Origin of the sequence: Achromobacter pestifer (genome assembly GCF_013267355.1) — a bacterium.
GTDB classification, from domain to species: Bacteria; Pseudomonadota; Gammaproteobacteria; order Burkholderiales; family Burkholderiaceae_B; genus Achromobacter; species Achromobacter pestifer_A.
Window position 1 is genome coordinate 4,858,813 of the sequence record NZ_CP053985.1, and the last position, 19,795, is coordinate 4,878,607.

Consider the following 19,795-nt stretch of genomic DNA (forward strand, 5'->3'; position numbering starts at 1 on the left):
GTGACCGAGAACACCCTATACCTGATCAAAGCTTTCGTCCTGGGCATCATCGAGGGCCTGACGGAATTCATACCCGTGTCCAGTACCGGCCACCTCATCCTGGTGGGCGACTGGATCAATTTCGAATCCAGCCAGGGCAAGGTGTTCGAGGTGGTGATCCAGCTGGGCTCCATCCTGGCGGTGATGTGGGTGTTCCGCGCGCGCCTGTTGACGCTGATCCGCGGCACGCTGACCGGGGTGCCCACCGAGGTGGCCTTCACCCGCAACCTGATCATCGCCTTCCTGCCGGCCGCCGTCATCGGCGCGATCTTCATCAAGTCCATCAAGAGCATCTTCTATCACCCGGCCGTGGTGGTCGTGACCCTGGTGCTGGGCGGCCTGATCATGCTGTACGTGGAGCGCAAGACGCACCACACGCCGGGCGACATGCCGGGCGCGGCCGACGATACCGCTTCGGATGAGCGCGCCACGGCCCGCACGCTGGAGCAGATCTCCTGGAAGCAGGCCCTGGGCGTGGGCGTGGCGCAATGCCTGGCCATGATCCCGGGCACCTCGCGTTCGGGCGCCACCATCATCGGCGGCATGATCGCCGGCATCCAGCGCAAGACGGCCACCGAGTTTTCGTTCTTCCTGGCCATGCCCACGATGCTGGGCGCGGCGGTCTACGACCTGTACAAGAACATGGAACTGCTCACCCAGCATGACCTGACGGGCATCGCAGTGGGCTTCGTGGCCGCGTTCCTGAGCGCGATGGTGGTGGTGCGCGCCGTGCTGCGCTTTGTCGCCAACCACACCTACCGGGTGTTCGCGTGGTACCGGATCATCTTTGGCGGCATCGTCGCGGCCTGGATCTTCACGCGCTGATGGCACGGCCGGCGCGCCGCCGGCAGCATCAATGACAAGGGCCGCTCGCGCGGCCCTTGCTGTTTTCCGTCACGGCGCGGTGCACCGCCGGGCTACGCTTCCGTTTCCAGGTCGTAGAACTGCAATCCGTCCTGGTCGATGACCAGCCAGCCGCCGCGGGCGGGCGACACATGGTCGCAGTCCCAGTCGGGCAGGACCCAGCGCTCGCGCTTCTTGCCGTCGACTTCCAGCACGTGGCGGGCCGGGCGATGGGTATGGCCATGCACCAGCACGCGTACCCCCGTCTGGCGGAAGGTTGCCTCAATGGCGGCCGCGTTGACGTCCATGATCTCCATGGACTTCATTTGGTTGGCGGCCTGGCTTTCGCCGCGGGCCTGCTGCGCCATCGCCAGGCGTTCGGGGATGGTCTTGGCCAGGAACTCGGCCTGCCAGCGCGGATCGCGGACCATCTTGCGGAACTGCTGGTAGGCGGCATCGTCCGTACAGAACTCGTCGCCATGGGTCAGCAGGATCTGGCCGTAATCCGTTTCCAGCAGCGCCGGCTCGGGCAGCAGCTTGGCGCCCAGGGCCTGGGCCAGTTCTTCGCCGATGAGGAAGTCGCGGTTGCCGCGGCCCAGCCAGACCGGAATCCGGCCGGCGGTGTCGCGCAGCGCCGTCAGCGCCGTGGCCAGCCACGGCGGCGCGGCGCGGATCACGTCGTCGCCGATCCACGCATCGAAGATGTCGCCCGGCAGCAGCAGGGCGCCGGCTTCCTCCCGCGCGGCCTCCAGGAAGGCCAGGAAGGCCTCCGAGGTGGCCGGCGTGGCCGGTCCCAGATGCAGGTCGGACGCCAGCCAGATGGGGCCGGACAGCACGATCTTATTCAAGAACTTCGGCCTTCTCGATGATCACGTCTTCGTTCGGCACGTTCTGGTGGAAGCCTTTGTTGCCGGTCTTCACGCCCTTGATCTTGTCGACCACGTCGGTGCCTTCGGTCACGGTGCCGAACACGGCATAGCCCCAGCCGTTGGGCGTGGGCGCGGTGAAGTTCAGGAAGTCGTTGTTGGACACGTTGATGAAGAACTGCGCCGTGGCCGAGTGCGGATCGCTGGTGCGCGCCATGGCCAGGGTGTACTTGTCGTTCTTCAGGCCGTTGTTGGCCTCGTTTTCGATGGGGGCATGGGTCTGCTTCTGCTTCATGCCAGGCTCAAAGCCGCCGCCCTGAACCATGAAGCCATCGATCACGCGATGGAACACCGTGCCGTTGTAGAAACCTTCCTTGACGTAGGTCAGGAAGTTTTCGACGGTCTTGGGCGCCTTGGCGGCGTCCAGGGTGATGACCATGTCGCCTTGGTTCGTTTGGAGCTTGACGCGGGGGTTGGTGCTCATGGCTTTTGTGCCTTCAGTGGAGGAGGTGGAGGAATTGGCCGCGGGGGCGGCGCTGACGAGCGCTGGGGCGAATGCGGCCAGCGCGAACGAGCACGCCGTCAGGCGCAGCAGGTGTAGGGGGGAGTAGCGGGACATCATTTGCCGTGTTTATCCTTCAGCATGGTTTCGACTTCGCGGACCTTTTCCTGCATGCCGGGCACGCCGTCGCTGGCGGCCTTCTTGTAGGTGCTCAAGGCCTGCAGAAGCTGCAGATCGCCCATATTGGCACGGGCGGCGGCGTAGTTGGGGTCGGCGCGCAGGGCCATCGACAGGGCGTCCTGCGCCCGGTCGAGTTCGCCGCGTCCAGCATATAGAGCCGCCAGGTTGTTCCAAGGTTCCGGGAGTTCCGGAAAGCGGTTGGTCATCTCGGTGTAAATGTCGATGGCCTCATCGGTGCGGTTCAGGGCCGCCAGCGCGCGGGCGTGCTGGAACATCAGCTGCACATCGGTGCCGCGCTGATCCTTGATCTGCTCCTGGCGCTTTTCGATCATGGCAAGCGCTTCTTCATTGTCGCCGTGGCTCAGCAGGCGCTCGATGTACGTGGTGATCTGCGAGGGCGAGGGCGTCAGGCGCGTGTCGACGCCTGGCTTGGCGGCTTCCAGCAGCTTGGCCAGGCTGTCCCAGCCGCCCTCGGGCGGGACGGGATCCAGGGTGGTGAGGCTGGCGTTGGGGTTGCTTCCCCCGCCGCCGGCCATCGACTGGGCCAGAGAGGCTCCAACCGGCGCGCCCGCAAGGGCCAGGGCGAGCAGGGCGACGCGAAAGCGCGGCTTGATAGTCACTTGGGCATCCGTTAAAAGTCTTGGCAGGCCGACGCTTACGCGCGCGACCGGGCCGCTTGCTATACTTGACGACCGCCATTTTAGCCCCGGTTGAGTTTTGATTCGACATCGGGGACGAAGCCCCGGGATATCGTTGATGGAATGCGCGTTGATGGAACGCGGGCTCGGAATGGTCGGCGCCAGTGGGATTATGGCCCTGGGGCCGAGATCTGGATCGAAATCGGCGGGATCGAAATCCGACCCGGCGGCACGCGCCGAAGGTATTTTCCTTCGGCAGCAACTTTCCGCAACCGCCACGGAAAACTTAGATAAAGCCTATAAGCGCCATGCTGCAAATCTACAACACGTTGTCGCGTACCAAAGAACCGTTCAAGCCGGCCCAGGCTGGTCAGGTGCGCATGTACGTGTGTGGCATGACCGTGTATGACTTCTGCCACCTGGGCCATGCCCGCATGCTGGTGTCGTTCGACGTCGTGCAGCGCTGGCTGCGCGCCAGCGGGCTGGCGGTCGACTATGTGCGCAACATCACGGATATCGACGACAAGATCATCCGCCGCGCCGTCGAGACCGGCCGCCGCATCGGCGAAGTCACCGAGTTCTACATCGACGCCATGCACGCCGACGAGCGTGCGCTGGGCGTCCAGACGCCTGACCGCGAACCGCGCGCGACCGAGTATGTCGGCGAGATGCTGGACATCATCGGCAAGCTCGAGCAGAACGGCCTGGCCTACCAGGCCGACGACGGCGACGTGAACTACGCCGTGCGCGGCTTTCCGGGCTACGGCAAGCTGTCCGGCAAGACGCTGGACGACCTGCGCGCCGGCGAGCGCGTGGCCGTGGGTTCGGCCAAGCGCGATCCGCTGGATTTCGTGCTGTGGAAGTCCGCCAAGGCGGACGAGCCGCCCGAGACCAAGTGGGAATCGCCCTATGGCCTGGGCCGTCCGGGCTGGCACATCGAGTGCTCGGCCATGAGCAAATCGCTGCTGGGCCTGCCGCTGGACATCCACGGCGGCGGTCCGGACCTGAAATTTCCGCACCATGAAAACGAGATCGCCCAGACCGAGGGCGCCTTCGGCGGCGCGCTGGCCAACATCTGGATGCACTGCGGCCCGCTCATGGTCGACTCGGACAAGATGTCCAAGTCCCTGGGCAATTTCCGCACCATCCGCCAGACCATCGCCCGGCAAGAGCCGGCGGCCGACCAGGCCGTCTATGACGTCAACCCGCGCGAAGCGGAAATGGTGCGTTTCTTCATCGTGCGCAACCACTACCGCAGCCCGCAGAACTACACGCCGGACAACCTGATCGACGCGCAGAACGCGCTCGACCGCTTGTATCAGGCGTTGCAGAACGTGCCGGCCGACACGCAGGGCATCGACTGGAACGAGCCGCAGGCCCAGGCCTTCAAGGCGGCCATGGACGACGACTTCAACAGCTCGGGCGCGATCGCGGCCTTGTTCGAGCTGGCCTCCGAGGCCAACCGCGGCAAGAGCGCGCGCAGCGCCGGCCAGCTGAAGGCGCTGGCTTGCCTGCTGGGCCTGCTGCAGCAGGATCCGGCGGCGTATTTCCAGTCGCCCACTCGTTATTCGGCGGCCGCCATGGAGCAGGGCGAGCGCCGTGCGCTGGACCCCGCGGCCATCCAGTCCCTAATCGACGCGCGCGCGGCCGCCAAGACGGCGCGCAACTTCGCCGAAGCCGACCGCATCCGCGTGGAGCTGCGCGAGGCCGGCATCGAACTCGACGACAAGCCGGGCGGCCTGACGCAATGGCGTCGAGCTTGAGCCCGCAGGATCCGACCGCCATGTCCACCGCCGACCTCGAGATTCCCAAGCCCGAGTATTGGGAAGCCGCCGTTGCCCATCTGATGCGGCGCGACCGCATCCTGAAAAAGATCATCCCCCAGCATCCCGAGGTCTGGCTGACTTCGCGCGGCACGCCTTTCGTGACGCTGGCGCGGGCGATCATCGGGCAGCAGGTGTCCAGCAAGGCGGCCGACACCGTCTGGACCCAATTCATCGAGGCCGTGGGCAAGCGCCCCACGCCCGTCGCGGTGCTGCGCGTCGGGCTGGAAGGCCTGCGCGCGGCAGGCTTGTCGCAGCGCAAGGCCGAATATGTGCTGGACTTGGCCGTGCACTTCGGTGAGCGCCGTGTTCATCCCGAGAAATGGGCGGCAATGGACGACGAAGCCGTCATTTCCGAGCTGACCGCCATCCGGGGCATTGGCCGCTGGACGGCGGAGATGTTTTTGATTTTCAATCTGCAGCGGCCTGATGTTCTGCCGCTGGATGATCCTGGGTTGCTCAAGGCAATCTCGCTACACTATTTCAGCGGCGAGCCTGTTTCTCGCTTCGAGGCTCGCGAAGTCTCGTTGGCGTGGCAACCCTGGCGTACCGTGGCGACCTGGTATCTGTGGCGCAGTCTGGAACCGACTCCGGTCCAATACTGACGCAAGCCAGGCAGCCCATCTACGGAACCACACTACATGCGCAATACATTTCTGGAATTCGAACAACCGCTCGCCGAGCTTGAGAACAAGATCGAGCAGCTGCGCTACGTGCAGGCCGATTCGGCCGTAGACATCTCCGACGAGATCGGACGTCTGCAGCAGAAGAGCCAGACCTTGGCCAAGGAAATCTACGCCAAGCTCACGCCCTGGCAGACGGCCCTGGTCGCCCGCCATCCCCAGCGCCCCTACACGCTGGACTACGTGCGCGAAATGTTCACCGACTTCCATGAGCTGCACGGCGACCGCATGTACGCCGACGACCAGTCCATCATCGGCGGCCTGGCGCGCTTTAACGGCACGCCCTGCATGGTCATCGGCCACCAGAAGGGGCGCGACACCAAGGAGCGCGCCGCGCGCAATTTCGGCATGCCGCGTCCGGAAGGCTATCGCAAGGCCTTGCGCCTGATGCGCCTGGCCGAAAAGTTCGGCATTCCCGTGTTCACGTTCGTGGACACCCCGGGCGCCTATCCCGGCATCGGCGCCGAAGAGCGCGGCCAGTCCGAAGCCATCGGCCACAACCTCTATGCCATGGCCGAGCTGAAGGTCCCCGTGATCTGCACCATCATCGGCGAAGGCGGTTCGGGCGGCGCCCTGGCCATCGCCGTGGGCAACGCCGTGCTGATGCTGCAGTACGCGACCTACGCCGTGATTTCGCCGGAAGGCTGCGCCTCGATCCTGTGGCGCAGCGCCGAGAAGGCGCCCGACGCCGCCGAGGCGCTGGCCATCATCGCGCCGCGCCTGAAGGATCTGGGCCTGGTCGACCGCGTGGTCAACGAACCGGTGGGCGGCGCCCACCGCGACCCCCGCGTCATGGCCCGTCTGCTGCGCCGCGCGCTGGGCGATGCCCTGCGCCAGCTCCAGGGCATGACGCCCGAGCAGCTCGTGGAGCAGCGCGTCCAGCGCCTGCTGTCCTACGGCGCTTACCAGGAAGTGCGCGCCTGAAGCAGGCAGGGCGCCGGCGTGCTTGCCGGCGCCGCGGCCCAGCGCCACGCGCCATTCCGCCATGAACGCCCGCCCAGCGTCCGATACTCCGCATCGGGCCGCGGCGGGCGTTGCTCATCCGCTTCCCGTGGCGGCCGATCTGGCCGCTGCGCTGCGCCGCGCCTTGCAAGCCTTGCCCGAGCGCCCGCCGCGTATTGCCGTGGCGCTCAGCGGCGGCGCTGATTCGGCCATGCTGGCCGTGCACGCGGCAGCCGTGGCGCGCGAGCTGGGCATGGACCTGGCGCTGTTCCATGTGCATCACGGCTTGCAAGACGCCGCCGACGCCTGGACGCAGCATGCGCGCGCGCTGGCGGACCTGCTCGCGTTGCCGCTGTCCGTGGCCCGCGTGGAGGTGGCGCAGGCCGCGGGCAAGGGCATCGAGGCGGCGGCGCGCGACGCCCGTTACGCCGCGCTGGCGCAACTGGCGCGCGAGCAGGGCGTGACGCACATCCTGTTGGCCCATCATCGCAACGACCAGGCGGAAACCGTTCTGCTGCGCCTCTTGCGCGGCACCGGACTTGCCGGCATGGCGGCGATGGCGCCGCTCTCCAGGCGCGATGGCCTGGTTTACCTGCGCCCCTGGCTGGACATCGGCCGCGAGGCGATCCTGCAGGCGGCGGACGCGGTGGCGGCGGCCAGCGGCTGGAGTCCGGTGCAGGATCCCACCAATACCGACCCTCACTACACCCGCGCCGCCCTGCGTGAGTTGCTGGCCCCGGTGCTGGACGCCCGCTGGCCGGGGTGGCGCGCCATCGTCGCGCGCCATGCGCGGCACATGGGCGAAGCGGCCGAGATCCTGGACGAGGTGGCGCGGGATGACTTCGCCGCGCTCGATCCTTCCGCGGACGGCGCCAGCTTTTCCCTGCAGGCGTGGCGCACCTTGTCCTCGGCGCGGCAGGCGCACGTGCTGCGGCATTGGCTGGAACGCAACGGCGCCCGCATGCCGACCGACGCCAGGATGCGCGACCTGCTGCGCCAGCTGCGCGGGCTGCACAGCCTGGGCCATGACCGCCAGTTGCGGGTGGAGCAGGCCGGCCATGTCATCCGTTGCCACCGGGGCAGGGTCTGGGTCGAACCCAGGGAATAAGCAGGCGCGGCCACGCCCGGCGTCCCCAAATAATCGCGGCGTGGACAGAATTTTGCACGGGCTGCGCAAATTTTTACCGCCGCGCTAGAATATACGGCTTTGCCCGTCAACCTTTTGCGGCGGGTTCCCAGCCAGAGTACGAGATGTCCCTGATCGTTCACAAATATGGCGGTACTTCGATGGGCTCGGTCGAGCGCATCAAGAACGTGGCGCGTCGCGTCGCGAAGTGGCACGCTGCCGGCCACCAGGTTGTCGTTGTTCCGTCGGCGATGGCAGGCGAGACTAATCGCCTGCTCGGCCTGGCGCGCGAAATTACGCCGCAGCCCGACAGCCGCGAGCTCGACATGATTGCCGCCACCGGCGAACAGGCCAGCAGCGGCCTGCTGGCCATCGCTCTGCAGGCCGAAGGCGTGCCGGCGCGCAGCTATGCCGGTTGGCAAGTGCCCGTGCGCACCGATTCGTCCTTCACCAAGGCGCGCATCTCGTCGATCGACGACGAGCGCATCCGCGCCGATCTGGACGCCGGCCGCGTGGTCATCGTCACGGGCTTCCAGGGTGTCGACCCGGAAGGCCACATCACCACGCTGGGCCGCGGCGGCTCCGACACCTCGGCCGTGGCCGTGGCGGCCGCCATCAAGGCCGACGAGTGCCTGATCTACACCGACGTGGACGGCGTCTACACGACCGATCCGCGGGTGGTGCCGGAAGCGCGCCGCATGGCCGTCGTTTCCTTCGAGGAAATGCTGGAAATGGCGTCGCTGGGCTCCAAGGTCCTGCAGATCCGTTCGGTTGAATTCGCCGGCAAATACCGTGTGCCGGTCCGGGTCCTGTCCTCGCTGACCGACCCGCTTATCCCGCTCGCAGAAGAAATGGTCTCGGGCACGCTGATTACTTTTGAGGAAGACGAAAAAATGGAAGCCGCCGTTGTCTCCGGCATCGCCTTCAGCCGCGACGAAGCCAAAATCACCTTGCTGGCCGTTCCGGACAAGCCCGGCATCGCCTTCTCCATCCTGGGCCCGGTCGCCGCCGCCAATATTGACGTCGACATGATCGTGCAGAACCAGTCCGTGGCTGGCACGACCGACTTCTCGTTCACGGTCAACCGCAACGAGTTTGCCCGCGCCGTCGATTTGCTCAAGCGCGAAGTCATTCCCGCCGTGGGCGCGCGTGAACTGTCCACCGACGAGAAGGTCGCCAAGGTCTCCATCGTCGGCATCGGCATGCGCTCGCACGTGGGCGTGGCCAGCCTGATGTTCCAGACGCTTTCGCAAGAAGGCATCAACATCCAGATGATCAGCACCAGCGAGATCAAGACCTCGGTGATCATCGACGACAAGTACATGGAACTGGGCGTGCGCGCGCTGCACAAGGCCTTCGGCCTGGACCAGGCCCCCGGCGAAAAGGCCTGATATAAGACTCCGGCACGATTTTTTTTACGATGTATGCCCGATAGCGGGCAAGAGTGAAAAAAGTCGTGCTAGAATCTCGTTCTCTTCGGAGATGTGCCCGAGAGGCTGAAGGGGCTCCCCTGCTAAGGGAGTATGTGGCTAAAAACTGCATCGTGGGTTCGAATCCCACCATCTCCGCCAAATACCGATACCGCGTTGAATCGCGATGTCTCAAAACCCGCAGCAGCTAACGCTCTGCGGGTTTTTTTATTGTCCACGTTGGATCACGTTGGATCTAGATTTCGCAGCGCATTCGTAGGTACCTTTGCGGGTACATGAGGGGAATCGCCCCCAGAACAAGAAAAGTACCCGCATATGACTCTCAAGGCGCTGGAAAAACTCTCAGACATGAGGGTGCGTTCGGCCAAGCTCGGACCAAAGAACTACAAGCTCGCCGATGGTGGCGGCCTCTATCTGCTGGTCAAGACCGACGGCGGCAAGTATTGGCGCTTCGATTACCGGTTCCACGACCGCGCGCGCACGATGGCGCAGGGTGTCTATCCGGACGTCCCGATGAAAGCCGCGCGCGATAAGCACGAGGCCGCGCGCCAGTTGCTGGCGGCCGGCGAGGATCCAATGGCGAAGCGGAAAGCCGACAAGCTCGACGCACGCGCCGATGCACATCTTGACTTCGAGGCCGTGGCCCGCGAAATGTGGGCCAAGAAGTTGGCGGCCGGTCGCTCGCCTACCTACGTTCATTCGATCCAGGCCAAGTTGGAGAAAGACGTGTTTCCTTGGGTCGGAAGCCGCACACCGCGCGACCTCGAGCACGAAGAACCTACTCTGCTTGCGATCCTCAACCGCGTAGAGCGGCGCGCGCCAGAGACTGCGCGGCGCCTGCGCGGCATTATGGGCGACGTGTTCCGCTACGCGATGGTGACGAGCCGTGCACGCCGCGATCCTACGCAGACATTGAAGGGCGCGGTTATCACCCCGAAGGCGGGCCACTTCGCCGCGATCACCTCGCCTGACCGCTTTCGCGACCTGCTGCGCGGCCTGCACAGCTACAGCGGAGAGAGGGTGACGCAATGCCCCTGCAGCTGTCCCCTCTGGTGTTCCAGCGGCCCACTGAGCTGCGACTGGCTTTGTGGGATGAGTTCGACCTGACGGGCAAGAACTGGGGCGCGCCGATGTGGGAAATCCCGGCAGGGCGGGCAGAGGCTGAGGGCGATACGAAGATCACCCGCACGGGCTGGGAGTCGCATCTTGTGCCGCTGTCGCGCCAGGCCGTCTCCATCCTGCAAGCGCTGTATCCCCTGACCGGCCACATGGGGATGGTGTTCGCCTCGCAGCGCAAGCCTGGACAGTCCCTGTCGAATAGCACGGTACGCGCGGCGCTGTTGCGCCTGGGCTTCGGTGGTGAAATGACCGCCCATGGCTTCCGGGCTTCGGCGCGAACTCTTGCGGCCGAGCGATTGGGCACGCGCGCGGAAGTGCTGGAGCTACAGATTTCCCACAAGGTGGCGGACGCGCTGGGCCGGGCCTACAACCGCACGTCCTTTCTGCAAGAGCGCGTCAGTTGTCGAATGCCATTCAATTTGGAATTTGTGTCACTCAAGGTGGAACTGACGGCGTCGTTACATCTTTTCGTGGAATGCCTTGGACCGCCCTGTCACTGAGGTCGAATTTCATTCAACTTGAGATTTGGTTCAGTGAAGATGCGGCTAGGCTCCTCCGGGAGGGGTAGCCTCTATGGTCGATGCAGTTCTTCGTTCAACATTCTCCGCCCGCTGCCAACGGGACGCGCTTCTAAGCGGCTCGTGAGCGAGCGAAGCTAGAAAAGCTTCATAAGATATTGTCGACCATAAGCCTGCCCGATCGACCCTCGTACGTTGTTCGAACTGCTCAGCGGCTAATTTGCCGATGTAACGATTGCCCCAAGGACATCGCCTGGACGGCTGGGGGGAAATCTCTGATTGAAGGGGAGGACCTGCCGTCCAACCACGGTCGCGGTGGGGGCAGGCGCAACGATACAGGTATCGCAAAAGCCACCCCCCCCCGCGTATAAACTGAGACCGAATTTGGAACGAGGTTCGGGCAACGTCGAGATTGATTTCAGCTTCATACTGAATACCAACAATCTTTTCCGTTGATTCCACGTGGTAAGGCAACATGTCCTGAAAGGGGAGATAAATGCCGAGTCAAAACGTGCGGTGCCGCTTTCTCATTTCCACATCAACAGTGATTGCGGCGTTGGTAGCGATCATTCTGCCTGCTGCGGCACAAGCGCAAGCACCAACGCCAGTGCAGGTAAAGAAGCCCAACATCCTCGTCATCATGGGCGACGACATCGGCTGGTTCAATCCGAGCATCTACAACCGCGGCATGATGGGCTATCAGACGCCCAATATCGACCGGATCGGACAGGAAGGCGCAATGTTCACGACCTGGTACGGCCAGCAGAGTTGCACGGCGGGTCGCGCAGCCTTCGTCACCGGCCAGTCGCCCATCCGCACCGGGCTAACCAAGGTTGGCCTGCCTGGTGCAGACATCGGCCTGCAGGCGGCCGACCTCAGCATCGCCGAAGTCATGAAAACGCTCGGCTATGCCACAGGCCAGTTCGGCAAGAACCACCTTGGAGACAAGGACGAGTTCCTGCCGACCAATCATGGCTTCGATGCGTTCTTCGGCAATCTTTATCACCTGAATGCCGAGGAAGAACCGGAAAACGTCGACTATCCGAAAGACCCTGCATTTCATAAGCGGTTCGGTCCGCGCGGAGTCATCCGCGCCTATGCCGATGGAAAAATTGAGGACACCGGCGCTCTGACTAAAAAGCGCATGGAGACCGTCGACCAGGAGTTCCTGACTGCCGCTCTCGGCTTTATCGAAAAGAATGCCAAGGCCGGCAAGCCCTGGTTCACCTACTTCAACAGCACACGCATGCACGTCAACACGCATTTGAGCAAGGAGGCGGAAGGCAAAACTGGGTTAGGTGTATACCCGGACGGCATGGTCGAACATGACGGGCATGTCGGTCAACTGCTCAAAAAGCTGGATGAGCTTGGCATCGCAGACAATACGATCGTGGTTTATACGACCGACAACGGGGCGGAAGTCTTTACTTGGCCGGATGGCGGAGCCACGCCATTCAGGGGGGAAAAAGCCACCAACTGGGAAGGTGGCTTCCGCGTGCCAACCTTGATTCGCTGGCCAGGTGTCATCAAGTCAAATACGGTTTACAACGAAATTTTTGCACACGAAGATTTCCTACCCACCTTCGCTGCAGCAGGCGGCGATCCGGATGTGGTGGCCAATTGCATGAAGGGCTGCCAAATGACAGGAAAGAACTTCAAGGTTCACCTCGATGGCTACAACCTGCTGCCTTTCTTCGAAGGCAAAGTCAAGGAGGCGCCTCGCAAGGAATTTCTGTACTGGAGCGATGACGGCGATCTAATGGCAATCCGAATTCGCGACTGGAAAATTTCCTTTTATGAACAGAACGGAGAGGTGAGCACGACCACTCCACTAGGGGTCTGGCAGTCGCAATTCACCAAACTAAGGGTTCCCAACCTCTACAACTTGCGCACAGATCCGTTCGAAAGAGGGCCCGAATCCATCAATTATGCGAGCTGGCAGACAGCGCGCACATTCCTAGTCGTCCCCTCGCAGGCAGTGGTTGCCCAATGGCTCCAAAGCTTCAAGGAATTTCCGATCCGACAGAAGCCCGCTAGCTTCAACTTGGATGAAGTCATGACCAAGCTGACACCTGGGCAATAATTGCTCTCATGTACGGAAAGGCATGCCCGTCTCTTGGGCTTCCGGTTTACGAGTACGACTCCGCGCCCATGTCGCTGTACTGGTACGCCAGGAGCTCGGTTGGGATGCCATTGTTACTGTTTCTAGCGTACTGCCAAGTCATTGAGTACTACCTTACGGGGGAAAGGACGGGTGCATGAGCAGGACTCTTGCTCCCTTTTTTGGATGGTATTTTTGCGGGTATTTTTTTACGTACTTTGTAGATCGTTATTTCATGCGGGTTGTAAGGTGATCGGCTGGTGTCACCATCTCCGCCAGATTCTCTCCGATCTGGCTTCTGCTAGCACCGGAGATAAAAAACCCGCAATCACGCAAGTGATTGCGGGTTTTTTCATGGGCGCGGCGGCAAGCCTGCCCCGCATGAGAAAATCGCCGATTCCCTTCCAGGCGCGGATCCCTTGAAACACCTGCTCGCCACGCTCGACCGGCTGAACGACTTCGATGAAGTCATCGATGTGCGCACGCCGCTCGAATTCGCCGATGACCATATTCCCGGCGCGATCAATGCGCCCGTGCTGAGCAATGAAGAGCGCGTGGTGGTGGGCACGTTGTACAAGCAGGTCTCGCCCTTCGAGGCCTCGCGCGTCGGCGCGGCGCTGGTGGCGCGCAATATCGCCGCGCATCTGGACACCACCTTCGCCGACCGGCGCCAGGGCTGGCGCCCGTTGATCTATTGCTGGCGCGGCGGCACGCGCTCCGGCTCCATGACGACGATGTTCAACATGATAGGGTGGCGCGCGCGGCAGCTCGACGGTGGCTACAAGACTTATCGCCAGGCCACGCTGGACGCGCTGGATAGCTTGCCCGCGGGCTTGCGCTACATCGTGCTGGCCGGGCCCACCGGCAGTGGCAAGACGCGCTTGCTGAACGCATTGGAGCAGGCCGGCGCGCAGGCGCTGGACCTGGAGCGCCTGGCCTCGCACCGCGGGTCATTGCTGGGCGCCTGGGCGGGTGTCGCGCAGCCCTCGCAAAAGGGCTTCGATACGCGGCTTGCGCAGAGCCTGCGCGCGTTCGATGCCTCGCGGCCGGTATTCGTCGAAGCGGAAAGCCGCAAGATCGGCGCGGTTGCCTTGCCTGCCGCATTGTTGGCGGCGGTGCATGCGAGCCCCTGCATCGAGGTCCGCTCCAGCCGCGAGGACCGCGCGGCCTTTCTGCTGCAGGACTACGCCCATCTGTTCGACGATCCCGCGGCGCTCAAGGCGCAGCTTCAACGCATGATCGGCCTGCACAGCCGCGAGCGCGTGAGCGGCTGGCTGGCCATGGTCGACAGCGGCGCGCGCGCCGAGCTGGCGCAGGAGTTGATAGACCGGCACTACGATCCGGCCTATGCGCGCAGCTGTCATGCCCACTTCACGCTATTGCCGCAAGCGCTGCAGCTTGAGTTCCGGCCCAATGATGGCGACGTGGTGGAGCAGGCGCGGGCGCTGCTGGCAAGGCTGGATGGGGCGGGCGGTGCCTGAGCCGCGTTCAATCGATGCGGACTCCGGTCATGTCGACCAGCTTGCGCCAGTTCTTCACTTCGTCTTCCTGGTAGGTCTTGAGATCCGCGGGGCTGCCTCCCGCTGGCGTCATTCCGATCTGAGAGGAGAGCTGGCGCAGTTCGGGGGTGGCAAGCACCTGATTGACCTCGGCATTGATGCGCTCGACGACGGGAGCGGGCGTGCCTTGCGGTGCGAACATCGCAAACCACACCACCAGCTCATGCCGGTCCAGGCCGCTCTCGGCCACCGTCGGAATGTCGGCGGCGAAGGGGGCGCGTTGCGGCGTGGTGACGGCCAGGGCGCGGACTTTGCCTGCGGCGACCTGCGGCAATGAGGGGCCGACGTTCTCGAAGGCATAGGAGATGCGTCCGCTCATGAGGTCGGTCATCATGCCGCCGACATTGCTGTAAAGCACGGTCGTCACGTCGATGTCCGCCATGCGCTTGAGCAGTTCCACCCAGACTCGCGCCGTGGTGTTGCTGGCGCCGAAATTGATCGCGCCCGGCTGCGCCTTGGCTGCGGCGACCAGTTCCGGAAGCGTCTTTGCCTGTGCGCCGTTGTTGCCGATCAGGATCATGGGCAGGCGGCCCATCAACGCGACGGGCGCGAAATCCTTGACGGGGTCATAGGGCAAATGCTGGTAGAGGCTGGCGTTGGCCGCCATCGGACCATTGGTGCCCATCAGCAGCGTATAGCCGTCGGGCGCACTGCGGGCCACATACGCGGCGCCTATGCCGCCGCCGGCGCCGGGCTTGTTTTCCACCGTGACGGGTTGGCCCAGCCTTTCGCTCAGGCCTTTGGCGACGCCGCGCGCCAGCGTGTCGGTTGCCGATCCGGCGCCGAATGGAACCACCATATTTATCGGCTTGTCGGGGAATGCGGCGCTGGCGTTCAAACAGGCGGCCGCCATGGCGAACGCCGCGGCCAGTTGCTTCATCGTGTTGGACATTTGAGGATCTCGATGGTGTGAGTTCAGGCGACGGTCGGGCCGATGTCCTGCACCGTTGCGCGGCGCATCGAGCGGCGGTATTTCTCATCGAAGCCGGCGCCGCGGTGCATGGTGCAGCGGTTGTCCCAAAGAACCAGGTCGTTGGCGCGCCAGCGATGCCGGTAGACGAACTGCGGCTGGGTGGCGAAGGCCATGAGCTCGTCGACCAGTTCGCGGCTGGCGTCGTCGTCCATGCCTTCTATGCCGCTGATATGCGATGCGATGTACAGGGAGCGACGACCGGTGGCGACGTGCTGGCGCACCAATACCTGCCGCACCGGCGGCTGGAGTTCGCGCCAGGCGGGCGGCACGGATCCCACGTCGAAGTCGGTCAGGCCGCGAGAGTGAAAGTAGTCGTGCACCGCAATCAGCGGGGCCAGGCGTTGCTGTCGTGGTTCGTCCAGGGCATCCCAGGCCGCTCGCATGTCGGCGAATTCGGTGGCGCCGCCGACGGGCGGAATTTCCTGGGCGGACAGCAGCGACACGCTGGCGGGTGTGCGCTTGAAGGAGCTGTCGGTATGCCAGAGCTGGTTGCTCAGGTTGATCAGGCGGCGGATGTCGCCCTGGTCGAGAATGCCGCCGCGTTCATCCAGGTTGGAGATGTCGGAGAGTTCGGCATGGTTCAGTCTGCGGGGGCGATGGGCGTTGTAAACCGATGCGCCTACCGAGGTTTCCAGGGGGCCGAAATGGCGCGCGATGGCCATCTGCCCGGCTTCGTCGAGCTGCTGGTCTGGCACGACGAGCACTGCAAATCGATCCAGGGCGTCGCGCAAGGCCTCGACGTCGTCTGCCGGCAACGTCGCCCGCAAGTCGATGTTGGCCACTTCGGCGACAAAGCCCGCGTGGACGGGGGTGAGTTCTATCATTCGATTCCTCCGATGGCATGCCAGCGATGCAAATGCACTGACTGGTGTGCTATTATTTTTCGACTATCGAAAAATATTTCTTATGTCGAAATAATCATGCCCAATAATCCGAGTGAACGAACCTGGGGTTTACCCAAGGGCAGCGATCAGTTCGTCGAGGCCTTCGCGCGCGGCCTGGCCGTCATCAGAGCGTTCGGACCCGGCCATCAGGCGCTGACGTTGAGCGAAGTGGCGGAACGCGCGAACCTGACGCCGGCGGGGGCCAGGCGGCTGCTGTACACGCTGGTGACGCTTGGCTATGCGCGCAACGATGAGCGCAAATTCAGCCTGGCGCCGGCGGTGCTCGAACTGGGCTACGCCTACCTGTCGTCGCTGTCCTGGCGCGATATCGCGCGCCATGCGGTCGAGGAGTTCATGCGCGAGACTGGCGAAATCTGCACGGTGTCGGTGATGGACGGCGTAGACGTGGTCTACGTGGCTCGCGCGGAAATGCCGAGTCCGCTTTCACGGCGCCTGGGCGTGGGCGAACGTCTGCCCACGCATGCCACGTCGAGCGGACATGTGCTGCTGGCGGGGGCAAGCGTTGAGGAGCGCGAAGCCTTCATCGCCAAGGCCCCATTCGCGCGGCATACGCAACATACCTTGATCGAGGCTGCGTCTTTGCGTAGGGCTGTCGATGACGCGGCAAGGACGGGATACGCGCTGGCCAGCGAGCATCTGGAATTGGGCATTTGCGGACTGGCTGTGCCGATCGAGGACGAGAGGGGGCGGGTGGTGGCCGCGTTGACGACCAGTCTGAATCTGGCCAAGCACGAGCGTGATGAGATTGTCGGCAAGTTCCTGCAGAAACTGCGTGACACGGCGGATCAGATCAGCAAGGCCCTGGCCTGAAGCTTTGTGCTTGGGGTAGGCGCCTGACTTGCGCGCTTCGCGAAATAACGCTATTATTCAAGGCTTGCTTTCAAACGCAAAGCGCCCGTAGCTCAGCTGGATAGAGTACCTGGCTACGAACCAGGGGGTCGTAGGTTCGAATCCTGCCGGGCGCACCAAGTTTGAAGTAAACCCGAAGTATTTGAAGTAAACCCGCAGTAAAGAAAGATGCAGTAAAAAACGGCAAGATTTTTCTGATATAATTTTGCCTCTTTGCCGGAGCGCCCGTAGCTCAGCTGGATAGAGTACCTGGCTACGAACCAGGGGGTCGTAGGTTCGAATCCTGCCGGGCGCACCAAGTTCACTTGGTCAATACAGCAAAGAAAATGGAAAGGCCTTTGATCTAGTATCGAAGGCCTTTTTGTTTTGCGCCGCGCTTCTAGAAGCGGATCGTCAAGCCGGCCATCGGCCCTTGCAGCACGGCATCGAACTTGAAGCCGCCGCTGCTGTAGTCCACGCCCACCGCACGATAGCCTATCGCCGCCGAGACGTTCTTGCTGATGTTGTAGCCGATGCCCAGGCCCACATCCCAATCCGCCTCCGCGCCGCCCGCGCCGATCAGGCCCCAGCCTGTGATGTAGTACTTCGAGCTCAGTACATAGTTTCCGCGCACGCCCACCAGGCCGTCGACCCAGGTGGCGCCGTCGCTGCGCGTTCCGCCGTTGAGATGCGCACCCTTGAGCGTGATGTCGGTGTCGACCGACCAGACACGCAGGCCTGCGACGACGTCCAACTGGTGCGGCGAATTCTCCAGCACGGAATAGCCGACCCCAAGCAGTCCCGCGAAGGTCGAAGCCTTTACATCCGCGCTGGTGGCCAGGATGCCGCGCGGCGTATCTCCCTGCGTGCCGATCTTGGTGTAGATCAGGTCGCCGAATACGCTGTAGCGTCCTTTGCGCGCATCGCCTATCAGCATGGCGCCGAATTCGAGGTTGTCGAACAGTTTGTCGAAGCCCGCGTGGATATCGATGACGGGCGAACGCGATTGGGATATCTTGCCGGACAGCCCGGCAGCCCAGAAATAGGGCGTGACTGCAAACCGCCATTCGTCCGCAGGCAGGGAACCCGCGCTGGGCGCCGGGTCCGCTTCGGCGCCCAGCGCGGCCCCGGCTTGCAGCAACCCGCAAGCCAGGCAGGCCGTGATTTTGTTTTTCATCGTAAATCCTCCCGAAACGGCAGGCGTGATGACGCGTGTCCATCACGCCTGCCGTGAGCGCAAAAGCTGTCCAAGGTGGTTGCGGCGTCAGGTGACCCGCCGCACGGGAGGTATGGTCCAGGAGCCGTCGATGATCGACGGGTTGCTTTCGTTGGGCCAGTAAAGACGCATCATCAGGATGAATGCGCCCTTGGGCGCCGGCAGCCAGTTCGACGCCATGTCGGGCCCGGGCGATTCATGCTGTATGAGCAGGTCGATCGAGCCGTCGGGCTTCGTCTTCAGGGGCTGGCGCGCGCTGATCGAGTAGCGGTTCAGCGGGTTGTCGACGAAGAAGTAGTTCGCGTCGTACATCGTCAGCGACCAGAAGCCGGAGACGGGCGGCGTAAGCCCCTTCTTGAAGGTCAGCACGTACTTCTCCGAGCCGTTGTAGATGCGCCGGATGGCGCCGGTATCTGACTTCAGGGAAGTGGGATAGATGGCGTCTTGCGGGCGGTTGGCGCCCAGGCCGATCGCGGTGATCAAGGCGCGCTGAACATAGTTGGTGCCGTATATGCCCGTCTTGGTGGTGAAGCCCCAGCCATCGACGTCCTGGATGTCGCCGCCGCTGGACTTGAAGTGCGTCATGATGCGTCCGAACCCCACCTGCGGAACGCGCTTGGCAATGGCCGGGTCGAGCAGGCTCTTGTCAAAGTCCTTTCCGGGAACGATGCCTATCGTGGCCATCTTCGCGACGATGGGCGCGTCGGCGGCGCTGGGCGGGTTGCGTTTGAGCAACTGGGAAAACAAGGTGAAGTACTCGACCGCGTCCATGCTGTTGACCTGTTCGCGCACCGAGGTTTTCATGTCTATTGCAGGGTCGACCTTGCCCGCGGGCGGAGTCCAGTCCTTGCCCCATGCGCTCAAGGGACAGAGTTTCACTTCGTCCTGCAGCTTGTGGACTTGCGCATAGTCTTCCGGCGTGCCGGTGCAGTAGATGCGGCCCAGCAGCCAGACGATGCTGGTGGGGGATTTGTACTGCGCCATGCCTTGCGGAATCGAGCCCTCCCATCCGGGGCCGCTGACCACGAAGGTTTGCGCGCCCGTGCCCGTGGTGCGCTTGCCGGGCACGTCGAACACCGTGGTCCAGCCATCCAGCATCGGAAACAGCGCATAGCGCCCGTTCATGTCCGGCAGGCTGACGACCCAGGGTTCGTCGCCGACGTCGAAGAAGGACGTGGTGTAGAGGGTATCGGCGTTCGGCGCGGTCACGTCCCGGAACTTGGCATCCGGGTATTGGCGCAGCTTGATGAGCTGCCCCATCGGCGCCCGCGTGCCCTTGGGTTCCGCGACGTTGGTGATGACTCTTCTGGTCATTTCCATCGTCACCAGGGGATAGGCGTAGATGTAGGCATCGGTGGCCAGTCCGAATTGCTCATTGCCTTCGGGCAGATCTGCGATCAGGCCATCGGCGGCCCGGGCGGCCGCGCCCAGGGCGCTGGTCGCGAGCAGAGCAAGACCACCTGCGTTCAGTGTGCGGCGTGTTAGCTTCATAGAATCGCTCCAA

General features: G+C 63.4%; 18 protein-coding genes and 3 tRNA genes. 14 read left to right on the forward strand and 7 right to left on the reverse strand.

Annotated features, from left to right (window positions below):
• Nucleotides 1-864 (forward strand): undecaprenyl-diphosphate phosphatase, encoded by an 864-nt coding sequence (locus FOC84_RS23100; RefSeq protein ID WP_173146496.1) that lies wholly within the window; start codon nucleotides 1-3, stop codon nucleotides 862-864.
• A gap of 92 nt (nucleotides 865-956) precedes the next feature.
• Here FOC84_RS23100 and FOC84_RS23105 read toward each other — a convergent pair whose 3' ends face one another.
• The 3 genes from FOC84_RS23105 to FOC84_RS23115 all read right to left on the reverse strand — a co-directional run bounded on the left by FOC84_RS23105 (nucleotide 957) and on the right by FOC84_RS23115 (nucleotide 3,050).
• The gene (locus FOC84_RS23105) at nucleotides 957-1,730 is read right to left on the reverse strand and encodes a UDP-2,3-diacylglucosamine diphosphatase (protein WP_173146497.1); all 774 of its coding nucleotides are present in this window, start codon (nucleotides 1,728-1,730) and stop codon (nucleotides 957-959) included.
• On the reverse strand, nucleotides 1,723-2,232 hold the full coding sequence (locus FOC84_RS23110; protein WP_088141682.1) for a peptidylprolyl isomerase: 510 nt from the start codon (nucleotides 2,230-2,232) through the stop codon (nucleotides 1,723-1,725). The genes FOC84_RS23105 and FOC84_RS23110 overlap by 8 nt, the downstream gene beginning before the upstream one ends.
• Nucleotides 2,233-2,366: 134 nt before the next feature.
• Nucleotides 2,367-3,050: a tetratricopeptide repeat protein gene (locus tag FOC84_RS23115; protein ID WP_173146498.1), complete on the reverse strand. Its 684-nt coding sequence runs from the start codon at nucleotides 3,048-3,050 to the stop codon at nucleotides 2,367-2,369.
• A gap of 326 nt (nucleotides 3,051-3,376) precedes the next feature.
• Here FOC84_RS23115 and cysS point away from each other — a divergent pair, with 326 nt between their 5' ends.
• From cysS to mnmH, 10 genes are all read left to right on the forward strand, one after another.
• The gene (cysS, locus tag FOC84_RS23120) at nucleotides 3,377-4,831 is read left to right on the forward strand and encodes a cysteine--tRNA ligase (RefSeq protein ID WP_173146499.1); all 1,455 of its coding nucleotides are present in this window, start codon (nucleotides 3,377-3,379) and stop codon (nucleotides 4,829-4,831) included.
• 20 nt (nucleotides 4,832-4,851) lie between these two features.
• Nucleotides 4,852-5,496 carry a DNA-3-methyladenine glycosylase family protein gene (locus FOC84_RS23125; protein ID WP_013395162.1) on the forward strand — a complete coding sequence of 215 codons (645 nt, stop codon included), beginning with the start codon at nucleotides 4,852-4,854 and terminating at the stop codon, nucleotides 5,494-5,496.
• 36 nt (nucleotides 5,497-5,532) lie between these two features.
• Nucleotides 5,533-6,498 (forward strand): acetyl-CoA carboxylase carboxyltransferase subunit alpha, encoded by a 966-nt coding sequence (locus tag FOC84_RS23130; RefSeq protein ID WP_173146500.1) that lies wholly within the window; start codon nucleotides 5,533-5,535, stop codon nucleotides 6,496-6,498.
• Nucleotides 6,499-6,649: 151 nt separating this feature from the next.
• Entirely contained in the window at nucleotides 6,650-7,624 is a 975-nt protein-coding gene (gene tilS / locus FOC84_RS23135) for a tRNA lysidine(34) synthetase TilS (RefSeq protein ID WP_173150357.1), read from the forward strand.
• Between the two features lie 143 nt (nucleotides 7,625-7,767).
• Nucleotides 7,768-9,033, forward strand: a complete 1,266-nt coding sequence (locus FOC84_RS23140) for an aspartate kinase (RefSeq protein ID WP_173146501.1) — start codon at nucleotides 7,768-7,770, stop codon at nucleotides 9,031-9,033.
• Between the two features lie 87 nt (nucleotides 9,034-9,120).
• Nucleotides 9,121-9,213 (forward strand) — tRNA-Ser (locus tag FOC84_RS23145).
• 174 nt (nucleotides 9,214-9,387) lie between these two features.
• A complete protein-coding gene (locus FOC84_RS23150) occupies nucleotides 9,388-10,179 on the forward strand; it encodes a tyrosine-type recombinase/integrase (RefSeq protein ID WP_173146502.1) in 792 nt (263 codons plus the stop codon).
• Nucleotides 10,101-10,691 carry a tyrosine-type recombinase/integrase gene (locus FOC84_RS23155; protein WP_173146503.1) on the forward strand — a complete coding sequence of 197 codons (591 nt, stop codon included), beginning with the start codon at nucleotides 10,101-10,103 and terminating at the stop codon, nucleotides 10,689-10,691. The genes FOC84_RS23150 and FOC84_RS23155 overlap by 79 nt, the downstream gene beginning before the upstream one ends.
• 514 nt (nucleotides 10,692-11,205) lie before the next feature.
• The gene (locus tag FOC84_RS23160; RefSeq protein WP_173146504.1) at nucleotides 11,206-12,792 is read left to right on the forward strand and encodes an arylsulfatase; all 1,587 of its coding nucleotides are present in this window, start codon (nucleotides 11,206-11,208) and stop codon (nucleotides 12,790-12,792) included.
• A 437-nt stretch (nucleotides 12,793-13,229) separates the two neighbouring features.
• Entirely contained in the window at nucleotides 13,230-14,291 is a 1,062-nt protein-coding gene (mnmH, locus tag FOC84_RS23165; RefSeq protein WP_173146505.1) for a tRNA 2-selenouridine(34) synthase MnmH, read from the forward strand.
• Nucleotides 14,292-14,298: 7 nt separating this feature from the next.
• Here the strand turns inward: mnmH and FOC84_RS23170 are convergent, their stop codons facing one another.
• Both FOC84_RS23170 and FOC84_RS23175 read right to left on the reverse strand, forming a co-directional pair.
• Nucleotides 14,299-15,261 (reverse strand): Bug family tripartite tricarboxylate transporter substrate binding protein, encoded by a 963-nt coding sequence (locus FOC84_RS23170; RefSeq protein WP_173146506.1) that lies wholly within the window; start codon nucleotides 15,259-15,261, stop codon nucleotides 14,299-14,301.
• A gap of 23 nt (nucleotides 15,262-15,284) precedes the next feature.
• Nucleotides 15,285-16,166 carry a TauD/TfdA dioxygenase family protein gene (locus FOC84_RS23175; RefSeq protein WP_173146507.1) on the reverse strand — a complete coding sequence of 294 codons (882 nt, stop codon included), beginning with the start codon at nucleotides 16,164-16,166 and terminating at the stop codon, nucleotides 15,285-15,287.
• Nucleotides 16,167-16,262: 96 nt separating this feature from the next.
• Between FOC84_RS23175 and FOC84_RS23180 the strand changes: the two genes are divergently transcribed.
• From FOC84_RS23180 to FOC84_RS23190, 3 genes are all read left to right on the forward strand, one after another.
• Nucleotides 16,263-17,057, forward strand: coding sequence for an IclR family transcriptional regulator domain-containing protein (locus FOC84_RS23180; RefSeq protein ID WP_173146508.1), 795 nt, complete (start codon nucleotides 16,263-16,265; stop codon nucleotides 17,055-17,057).
• Between the two features lie 81 nt (nucleotides 17,058-17,138).
• A tRNA-Arg gene (locus FOC84_RS23185) sits at nucleotides 17,139-17,215 on the forward strand.
• A 102-nt stretch (nucleotides 17,216-17,317) separates the two neighbouring features.
• Nucleotides 17,318-17,394 (forward strand) — tRNA-Arg (locus tag FOC84_RS23190).
• Between the two features lie 81 nt (nucleotides 17,395-17,475).
• Here FOC84_RS23190 and FOC84_RS23195 read toward each other — a convergent pair.
• Together FOC84_RS23195 and FOC84_RS23200 are read right to left on the reverse strand one after the other, a co-directional pair.
• Nucleotides 17,476-18,252 (reverse strand): hypothetical protein, encoded by a 777-nt coding sequence (locus tag FOC84_RS23195; protein ID WP_173146509.1) that lies wholly within the window; start codon nucleotides 18,250-18,252, stop codon nucleotides 17,476-17,478.
• Between the two features lie 87 nt (nucleotides 18,253-18,339).
• On the reverse strand, nucleotides 18,340-19,782 hold the full coding sequence (locus FOC84_RS23200; RefSeq protein WP_173146510.1) for a DUF1254 domain-containing protein: 1,443 nt from the start codon (nucleotides 19,780-19,782) through the stop codon (nucleotides 18,340-18,342).
• Nucleotides 19,783-19,795 lie beyond the last annotated feature (13 nt).

Coding starts and splice junctions, on each gene's coding strand:
- FOC84_RS23110 (WP_088141682.1), bottom strand. CDS start 2,232: ATGAGCACCAACCCCCGCGTCAAGCTCCAAACGAACCAAGGCGACATG.
- cysS (WP_173146499.1), top strand. CDS start 3,377: ATGCTGCAAATCTACAACACGTTGTCGCGTACCAAAGAACCGTTCAAG.
- FOC84_RS23125 (WP_013395162.1), top strand. CDS start 4,852: ATGTCCACCGCCGACCTCGAGATTCCCAAGCCCGAGTATTGGGAAGCC.
- FOC84_RS23130 (WP_173146500.1), top strand. CDS start 5,533: ATGCGCAATACATTTCTGGAATTCGAACAACCGCTCGCCGAGCTTGAG.
- FOC84_RS23140 (WP_173146501.1), top strand. CDS start 7,768: ATGTCCCTGATCGTTCACAAATATGGCGGTACTTCGATGGGCTCGGTC.
- FOC84_RS23150 (WP_173146502.1), top strand. CDS start 9,388: ATGACTCTCAAGGCGCTGGAAAAACTCTCAGACATGAGGGTGCGTTCG.
- FOC84_RS23155 (WP_173146503.1), top strand. CDS start 10,101: ATGCCCCTGCAGCTGTCCCCTCTGGTGTTCCAGCGGCCCACTGAGCTG.
- FOC84_RS23160 (WP_173146504.1), top strand. CDS start 11,206: ATGCCGAGTCAAAACGTGCGGTGCCGCTTTCTCATTTCCACATCAACA.
- FOC84_RS23170 (WP_173146506.1), bottom strand. CDS start 15,261: ATGTCCAACACGATGAAGCAACTGGCCGCGGCGTTCGCCATGGCGGCC.
- FOC84_RS23175 (WP_173146507.1), bottom strand. CDS start 16,166: ATGATAGAACTCACCCCCGTCCACGCGGGCTTTGTCGCCGAAGTGGCC.
- FOC84_RS23180 (WP_173146508.1), top strand. CDS start 16,263: ATGCCCAATAATCCGAGTGAACGAACCTGGGGTTTACCCAAGGGCAGC.
- FOC84_RS23195 (WP_173146509.1), bottom strand. CDS start 18,252: ATGAAAAACAAAATCACGGCCTGCCTGGCTTGCGGGTTGCTGCAAGCC.
- FOC84_RS23200 (WP_173146510.1), bottom strand. CDS start 19,782: ATGAAGCTAACACGCCGCACACTGAACGCAGGTGGTCTTGCTCTGCTC.